This window comes from Mesorhizobium sp. M7A.F.Ca.US.007.01.2.1 (genome assembly GCF_003998165.1).
Lineage (GTDB): Bacteria > Pseudomonadota > Alphaproteobacteria > Rhizobiales > Rhizobiaceae > Mesorhizobium > Mesorhizobium ciceri.
The window spans coordinates 1-7,956 of the sequence record NZ_RZQP01000253.1; the positions used below are offsets into that span (position 1 = coordinate 1).

Consider the following 7,956-nt stretch of genomic DNA (forward strand, 5'->3'; position numbering starts at 1 on the left):
CTTCTCAACAATAGGCACGGTCAGCTTCGGACTGATAACCCGGGTGAACGCGGAATACCATCCGGCCGCCCGGACTGCTGGGGCAAGGAGGTTCTGGCACAATCCTCAGCTTTTGAGGCTCATATCCGCTTACGCCATCGGCTACATCCACATGTCCGGAGTGGTGAGCGCCGCCCATATTGAGCCGGGTGTCTTGGACATTTTCCGTTTCGGAACGGATCTGTTCATGGTTCTGGCCGGTTTTCTTACCGCGCATGTGCTTGGGAACAATGGCAGGTCGGCCGGCGCCTATTTGCGAACGAGGCTCATTCGAATCGTGCCCTTGTATTGGGGCGTCACGATTCTCGCATTTCTTGTCGAGAACTACGCGATGAAAAGCCATCAGAGGACCTTGTCCGAGCTTTTCATGTCGCTCGCCTTCGTCCCCTTCGGACCCTACCCCATCTTGTATCCGACGTGGACCTTGCTGGTAATCGTCGAATTCAGCCTGATCATCGCAGCTTTCCAACTCGTCAGCGTGAAATATGGGATCCTCTATTCCGCCGCCTTCGCGGTTCTTCTTGCGGTCGCGGGCGAGACATCAAGCATTGAGAACCCCATTTTCGTATTTTACACCAATCCGATCCTGATCGATTTCGCTTTCGGCATCGTCATCTTCAAGCTTTCCAACTCCGGGCTGTTCCCTTTCAAACTGCCGTGGAGCGGGGCCGTTACCCTCGCGGCGGCGGCAGTCGCCTTCGGAGCCTTAGCAGCAGTCTTGCGTCCTTTCTGTTGGCCGGCGCTGCCCCGTCTCCTCGCGCTCGGCATGCCGATGTCGGTCCTGTTGCTGGGGGTTGTCGCTCTGGAGCAGCTCGGTGTCTTCAGCGACTCCAAGCTCTTGAACTTTCTCGCCAAATGCACTTATGCGATCTACTTGACCCACTGGTTCGTGGCTATCGTATCCGAGAAGCTCGTTGCCGAAAGCGGAGATTCGGCGCGGCTCGCCTCGGTGCTGTTGTTCGTGACGCCCATGGCCGTCACCTGCGTTTCGGTGCTGGTTTATCTTTTTGCTGAAGTGCCGCTGACCCGATATCTCTCCGGCCGCTTCACAGACAGCTGAATGAGACGGAGAGGCTGGCGATGAGGTTGCACCTCCCCCTACGCCTTTGGTCGATTGTCATCCCCTAGCCTTTTAGACGGCATGACCTTCCAGCCGATTTGTTGGAGGATGGGCCCGGAAACCACGTCTTTGTCCTCGATCGTGGCGTGGTGCCTGTGCTGGCCCACATCAGGTCGCTCCGATAACCAAGGCGACCAATCAGGTAAGGGGAGCCTGTGCTGATGCCCAGCATCAATGTAGTCATACCCTGCTACAACGCTGATCGGTTCCTCGCGCAATGTATACGCAGTGTGCTTTCGCAAGGCATCGACGATCTCCGAATTGTTGTTATCGATAACGCGTCAACAGACGACAGCGTGGAAGTGGCACGCCGACTTGCCGCCCAAGACAGCCGGGTTGAAGTCGTGTGCCACGCCAGGAATGTAGGGCCAATTGCGTCCTTCAACGAAGGCGTCGAGCTTGCGCGAGGAGACTACTTCATCCTTTTGTGCGCCGACGATCTCCTGACAGACGGCTCGCTCCAACGCGCCGTTGATGTCCTCGAAAGCAATCCTGGGGCTGCTTTCGCCATAGGGTCTGATCTCAGCATGATCGAGGGGAAGGATTTTGCCGAACCAAGTCAACCAGATGGATGGCGCGTAACGGCGGGTGCCCGGTTCATTGAAGACTGTTGTCGTCATCTGGGCCATCTGGGAGTGTCCCTGGCCTTGGGAGCGGTGCTGGTCAGGATGACTGCGCAAAAGGCGGTGGGTCACTACCGTGCGTCACTCGCGCACGCGCCCGATTTGGAGATGGTGCTTCGCCTCGCGCGGTTGGGTTCAATCGTGGAATTCGAGGGCGCGCTCGGTATCCGACGCGTGCATGCAGCACAAATAACGGTGGTCCACTTTTCGGACAAATTAACGCAATTGAAAGAACGAGAGGCGGTATTCGCCAGCTTCTTCTCGTGCGAAGGCGCTGCCATGCCGGCGGCATCGGGGCTTCGTCGCATGGCAATGCGCCGGGTTGCCGATGCCGCTTATTGGTCGGCAGTCTCTCATATTGTCCGAGGAAGGACCGCTTGTGGCGTCGAATTGCTTAGATATAGCTTTTCGCTGTCTCCGATATTGAGGCTGTTTCCGCCGCTGGGCCATCTTTATCGAACGAAGGGCGCCGTCAGACGGGCCTTGGCAGTGGTTTCCGGTCGGTCGGGCTCGTCCACCCGCCAAGTGGAGCATGCGGATACAGCATAGTGCTGATCAAATCCTGTCGAGTGCCACTTTAGAGAGGCGCCCGCCTCCCTACACCATTTGTGATGACAAGCTGCTATCAGCCACCTGGCCTGCCTTGCGGAGCCAAGACAGGAACGGGCCATAGCACACATCGCAGGAAAAGAGGCTGGCGAATACATGCGCGGTACCCTCGGATTTCTGACGCCGAAGTTCCGCATTGCTCAACAGCGCGATGACCGCCTGTGCAAAGTCTGCACCACCATTGGCCACGATCGCTCCCTCATCAAGTTGGTGGGGGTCACCTGCGTCCACACCTATCGAGGTCGTCACGAGGGGGCGGCCGTAAGACATGGCCTCGGCCACCTTTATCTTGACGCCGGCGCTGCCGGAAACGAGCGGGGCCACGACAAGCTGGGCGCGCCTATATTCGGGAGCGAGGTCCGGGAGCGCTCCCACACACTCCAGGCCGGCCGCCGGCGTAACCTCACATGTGAAGGCGGCGGTTCCGACGATGCGAACCCTTGCCGTGGGGCATGAGGTTCGAACAGTTGGCCAGACCTCCTTCAGGAACCACGACAGTGCGGCACGATTTGGCTCTGTGGCATTCCCGACGAAGAGAACGATGGGCTCATTGCTGTCGGGTTGCTTTTCGTGATTGTCGAAGCCCATGCCAAGAGAGATCACGCGTGTCACCCCGAGATGGTTGCGGGCGTAGGAGGCGTCATCCTTGCTGTTGAAACCGACACACTCTGCCGCCTTCAGCGAGTTTGACAATCTCTTTTCCTCGGTCCAATTCTTGTCCGGGCCGGGGGTTGCGCCGGCCTCCCAGCGCGCTGCCCCGTTGCGGTGCTGAAGATGGCCAACAAGTGAGAAAACCCTGTTACCGTTGCGGGAGAGGCCAGGGGCGAAATGCACGGCATCGTGGAACAGTATGACGGCGTCCGGCCGTCCAGCTTCGATACGGTCAAGCACCCACTGAGTCTCTCCCTCGGAAAAGTTCTGGTCCGTCGTTGGGGAAACAGGTGCGGTCTTCCGTCCAAGGAACGATCCGGCCAGATGCCCGGACCGAAGCAACTCCGTGGATAGAAATGTTCTCTGGCCCAATCTGATACTTCGACGAACCTGCCACGAAGAAAACTGCTCTATTTCATATACGCTCCTACAGACTGGACTCCTTCGGCCGCGCGCTATGTTGGATACATACCCGTGTACCTCGTGGCCGGACTTCAGGAGATATCGCCCGAACGCCTGGATATAGGCGCCGTCTCCGCCGAAGAACGCGTCGTACGGATAGCTATGGACGATTGCTATACTGGCCATTTGCCCTCCAAATAGCTTCTCTCTCGGGCCTTCGCCGGTCGAAGTCGCGGGCTGCGTCAAGCGCCGGCCCGCGCCTCGCCTCGAAAGCCCAGCAGCACATCCTGAAACAGCTTGAGCTGCCCCAAGACGAACAGCAAGACGAATGCATAGATACTGATCAGAACCAGCCCGCCAGCCGCGAGCCGCAGAAGCGAAGGAACCTCCGGGCCGAGATAGCGCTGCACTGCCAGCGCACCCACCGAGGCCACGATGCCGGCCATCCATGGCCTCATGATCGTCCGCAACAGATCCCCGACTGAAACCGGCGTTCCGTGCAGGCTCCACACCAGGTGTGGATAGAGCCAGAGCACCAGCGCCGTCGAGTAGCTCAGTGCAACGCCCTCGGGGCCGAAGGAGATTCCTGCGCAGTAGGAAGTGATGACGAGAGGGGCGATGGCGAAAGCCAGATACAGGCTGCGCTTCTGCTTGCCGGTCGAGATGAGCAGCCAATATGTAGGGTTGATGATCCCGAACACCAAGATGGTAGGCGTGAGCAGCCGGAAGATGGTCGCCGCCCCCGTCCATTGCGAGCCCAGCACCACGGTGATGATCTCATGTGCGAACAGGAACGAGAACATTGTGATGGGAACCGTCACCGCGATGACGATCGAATATCCCTTGAGGTAGAAGTTCCGCAACCGCGCGGGATCATGCTGCATTCGTGACAACGCCGAGAACAGTACCGCACCGACGGCGCTGTTGATGGTCGCCGTAGGGATGCCAATCAGCTGGAAGGCCCGGGTATACAATCCGAGCGACGCAGCGCCCCAGAGCCGCCCGAGAAGGACTTTCTCCACATTGTAGCCAATATAGACAACGAGGTTGTTCAGCGTGACGATTCCACCGAAATGCAAGAGCGAGCGAATATTGGCGCCGCGTCGAGGCCATCCAGGAATCCACCCGGTGGCGATCCAGCAGCCCAGGCTGTTGATTGCCGGCGAGATAAGTGTCGGGGCGATCAGTGCCCAGTAGCCGTAGCCACGCAACGCGAGCAGCACACCGGACAGGATGCCCACGCACAGGGCACCCGTTTCGATCGCGCTGAGTGTGACATAACGCAAGTCGCGCTCGATCAGAGCGGCATGTTGCACGCCGGCCGCGTTAAGCAGGAAAGCTGGAGCGACCGCGATGGCGATCCTGAGTAGACGCGGCTCATGGTAGAAGGCTGATATCGTGTAGGCACTCGCGGCGCAGAGCAGCGCGAGAAAGACCCCTACCAGTATGTTGATCCAGAACAGTGCCGAAACCTGGTCAAACGAAATCTCATGCTTTTGGATGGTAGCGGAGGAAAGCCCGGCGGTGGTGAAGACGTCGAAAATGCCTGTGAGTGCCACCACCATCGCGACCAGGCCGAAATCGTCAGGGCTGAGCAGGCGTGCCAGGATGGCAATATAGCCCACCCTGAGAATCAGGTTCACCCCCTGGCTCACCATCCTGGCGACGCCACTTTGAATGGCTTCCCTTTTAAGGTTGCGGGGTTCGCCTTTGGCACTGAGGGCCTTGTGGGTCATGTATCACTGGCTGCATACGCGCTTGTTTCCGTTTGAGCTGCCGTAGCATGCCCCATGTGAGCGATTGCCTCGCCAGGCACCCGTTCCAGCCAAATTTCTCGCCACCAGGGATAGACGGCTCTTGGGCACTGCATCCGGCAATCGCTATATCTCGAATTGCACCAGACTTTTTCCAGGATGACCGCCGGTCCCCTGAGCCGGTTGAGAAGTCCGGTCTTTTCATTGACAAACGCTGTTACTCGCGACCGGACCCTGAAAGTATGGTCGCAATAGGGGACCATCTCGGCGTCGAAATACAGGCCACGGTTCTTATTATCCGTGTCTAGGGTCTTGAGGATTTCTTCATAGGACTTAACCCTGATCAGCTCCCCCGGTTGGAGATCAAGCTTGATGGTTGGAACCGGCTGGCCGGCAGGTATCGATCCCCGATATCGTGGGAATGAAACGCCACCGTAAATGTGCTGCACCTTGTCATACAGCCAGCTGACAATCACGGAGAGCCTCCCGAGATGCAGACGGCCCATGTAGTGATAGATACTGAATACTGCTGCATAGATGAATCCGACCAGGAGACGCTTTTTGCTGGCATTTCCCGATGCATAGTCTTCCACATACTGCCGGGCATCCCACCAAGAAAGTGGGGTGGTCGCATCCAGAAGTTCTGTGGCTTGGCATGAGTATCTCGGACCACCTGAAAGTGGCTGGCTCTTGGCGCGCGTACCAGCCAGCACGTCGCTTTCCGTGCAACCTTTTCCATTCGCCGCGTTGGTTCGCGGCGCGATTGCCTCGTCCGAGGACGCCACAGGCCTGAGCCATGCCTCTTTCCAGAAGACCAGGCACGCTGCCTGACAACCTCCAAACGCGTTGCCGTCGCACCTCAGATTTTCAAGATGGATGCCTCCGGATAACTTGCGTCCGCCAGCAAAATTGATCGTGTCACATGTCTTGTGCGCGCGCTTGTAAACACGAAAGCGGTGACCACAATATTGAAACATCTGTGGCATGAAAGGAAGCTCCTCAAGTCGACCATTTCTGTCGAGCGTAAGAAGGATTTCTTCCTTGGACCGAATCTCTACCCAGTCGCCGACCCTCAGTGACATGCAGCACTCCCGTCCACAGCGCGCTCCGCAACCAATGTCATTTGCCTAGTGCCGTACCATAGCATCCCTGGAATCCGACAGCCGTCCCCGAATTAGCGGTAGCTACCTTCCACTTTTGACGGAGTGGAGCCATGGCTGTCACATCACTACGATCCTTCTCTCGGACCCGAACGGTCTCCGAGGCATTTGGGCGGGCTGGTAAGGGTTAGGTGCGGTCGGGTGGAGGCCAGTCCAAATAGGCTGTGCCATGACCACCGTCTAAAGGGGTAACGAGAGCCCGCGCTCAACCGTATGGGCAAATTGCGCGAAATGTGTGCAGTCCCCACTATCCCGGATCTCGAAATCGGGCAGGGAGGCTTGTTGCCGTGTCGTTTCGTCTCGCAATCGTTGCAGCCTGCCTGCTGGCAACAGCCGCGCCTGCATCAGCCGATTTCCTCTGGGGCATCAATGGCCATCCAATAGTCTCCTATCCGGGCATTCCGGTGGAAAGGCAACTCGACTTCATCAAGGATCTCGGCCTGAAATCGTACCGCGTCAACGTTTCAGGCGTGGACAACGCGGATATGCTCTCCAACCTCGTCGACGCCGGGAAGGCGAGAGGGATCGAGATCCTGCCCGTCATCACGCCTGCGGTCGCCGATCTGGACAAGGATAGTCCGGAAGAGCTCTACGCGAGCACCCGGAAACTGGCGGTCACCCTTGCTACCAGGTTCAAGAACGACATCCGTGTTTGGGAACTCGGCAACGAGATGGAAAACTATGCCATCATCAAGCCCTGTGAGAAACGCGACGATGGTTCGCAATATCCATGTGCATGGGGACCTGCGGGCGGAACAGGACCGCTCGATTACTACGGCCCGCGATGGGTAAAGGTGAGCGCTGTCTTGAAGGGCCTGTCCGACGGCATGACAGAGGTCGATCCGAGCATAAGGAAGGCGATGGGCACCGCCGGTTGGGGCCACACCGGAGCGTTCGTGCGGATGAAGCAGGACGGGATCGCCTGGGATATTTCTGTGTGGCACATGTACGGCGATGACCCGGAATGGGCGTTCCGTGAAATCTCGAGATACGGCAAGCCGATCTGGGTCACCGAATTCAACAATCCTTATGGAAGTCAGCGCAGCGAGCGCCAGCAGGCTGACGGCATCAAGCAGACGATGACGCGGCTCAGCGAACTCAAGGACAAATATAAGGTGGAGGCCGCGCACATCTACGAACTGCTCGATGAGGCCTACTGGGCCCCCGGCTTCGAAGCCAATATGGGATTGGTGAGGCTCGTGGCTCTCTCAGATGGCAAATGGCGGACCGGCGAGCCTAAGCCTGCCTACAAAACGGTACGGGACTTCACCCGCGGCCCCCTGCCGATACCCAAGCCCCATCGGGACTGCGACCCCGAGGCCGCGGCTGCGGACCAGTCCCTACCGGCGCGGCAGGCAAGTTTCGTCTACTGCCTCATTCTTGGCCGCAAGGGCGACACGGCCAGCGTCAATCAGTGGTCGGCGGCACTTGAAGACGGAGCGACCAAACTCCCCGACATGATCATGGAAATGATGCGCTCGCACGAATTCGAAACCAGATATGCCACGATCGGCCTGACAGACCGCGCCTATGTCGGGTTTCTATATCTGTTGCTTCTGAACCGGTCCGCGGACGGCAACGGGCTTGAAACCTATACC

6 protein-coding genes are annotated in these 7,956 nt (G+C 58.3%); 3 read left to right on the plus strand and 3 right to left on the minus strand.

The genetic code is table 11. The annotated features are described in order from the left end of the window. Both EN949_RS29780 and EN949_RS29785 read left to right on the plus strand, forming a co-directional pair. A partial coding sequence (locus EN949_RS29780; protein ID WP_206534975.1) for an acyltransferase occupies positions 1-1,099 on the plus strand: 1,099 nt, incomplete at its 5' end. 221 nt (positions 1,100-1,320) lie between these two features. Then, positions 1,321-2,331, plus strand: coding sequence for a glycosyltransferase family A protein (locus tag EN949_RS29785; RefSeq protein ID WP_024505411.1), 1,011 nt, complete (start codon positions 1,321-1,323; stop codon positions 2,329-2,331). A gap of 48 nt (positions 2,332-2,379) precedes the next feature. Here the strand turns inward: EN949_RS29785 and EN949_RS29790 are convergent, their stop codons facing one another. From EN949_RS29790 to EN949_RS29800, 3 genes are all read right to left on the minus strand, one after another. Next, a complete protein-coding gene (locus tag EN949_RS29790; protein WP_164753915.1) occupies positions 2,380-3,282 on the minus strand; it encodes a glycosyltransferase family 4 protein in 903 nt (300 codons plus the stop codon). A 404-nt stretch (positions 3,283-3,686) separates the two neighbouring features. Next, entirely contained in the window at positions 3,687-5,180 is a 1,494-nt protein-coding gene (locus EN949_RS29795; RefSeq protein WP_024505409.1) for a lipopolysaccharide biosynthesis protein, read from the minus strand. Beyond that, positions 5,177-6,280 carry a hypothetical protein gene (locus EN949_RS29800; RefSeq protein ID WP_024505408.1) on the minus strand — a complete coding sequence of 368 codons (1,104 nt, stop codon included), beginning with the start codon at positions 6,278-6,280 and terminating at the stop codon, positions 5,177-5,179. The genes EN949_RS29795 and EN949_RS29800 overlap by 4 nt, the downstream gene beginning before the upstream one ends. Positions 6,281-6,645: 365 nt before the next feature. Between EN949_RS29800 and EN949_RS29805 the strand changes: the two genes are divergently transcribed. Further along, a partial coding sequence (locus tag EN949_RS29805) for a DUF4214 domain-containing protein (RefSeq protein ID WP_127371869.1) occupies positions 6,646-7,956 on the plus strand: 1,311 nt, incomplete at its 3' end.

What these genes read in the sequence shown, in the direction of transcription:
- EN949_RS29795 (WP_024505409.1), bottom strand. Translation starts at nt 5,180, where the DNA reads ATGACCCACAAGGCCCTCAGTGCCAAAGGCGAACCCCGCAACCTTAAA.
- EN949_RS29785 (WP_024505411.1), top strand. Translation starts at nt 1,321, where the DNA reads ATGCCCAGCATCAATGTAGTCATACCCTGCTACAACGCTGATCGGTTC.
- EN949_RS29800 (WP_024505408.1), bottom strand. Translation starts at nt 6,280, where the DNA reads ATGTCACTGAGGGTCGGCGACTGGGTAGAGATTCGGTCCAAGGAAGAA.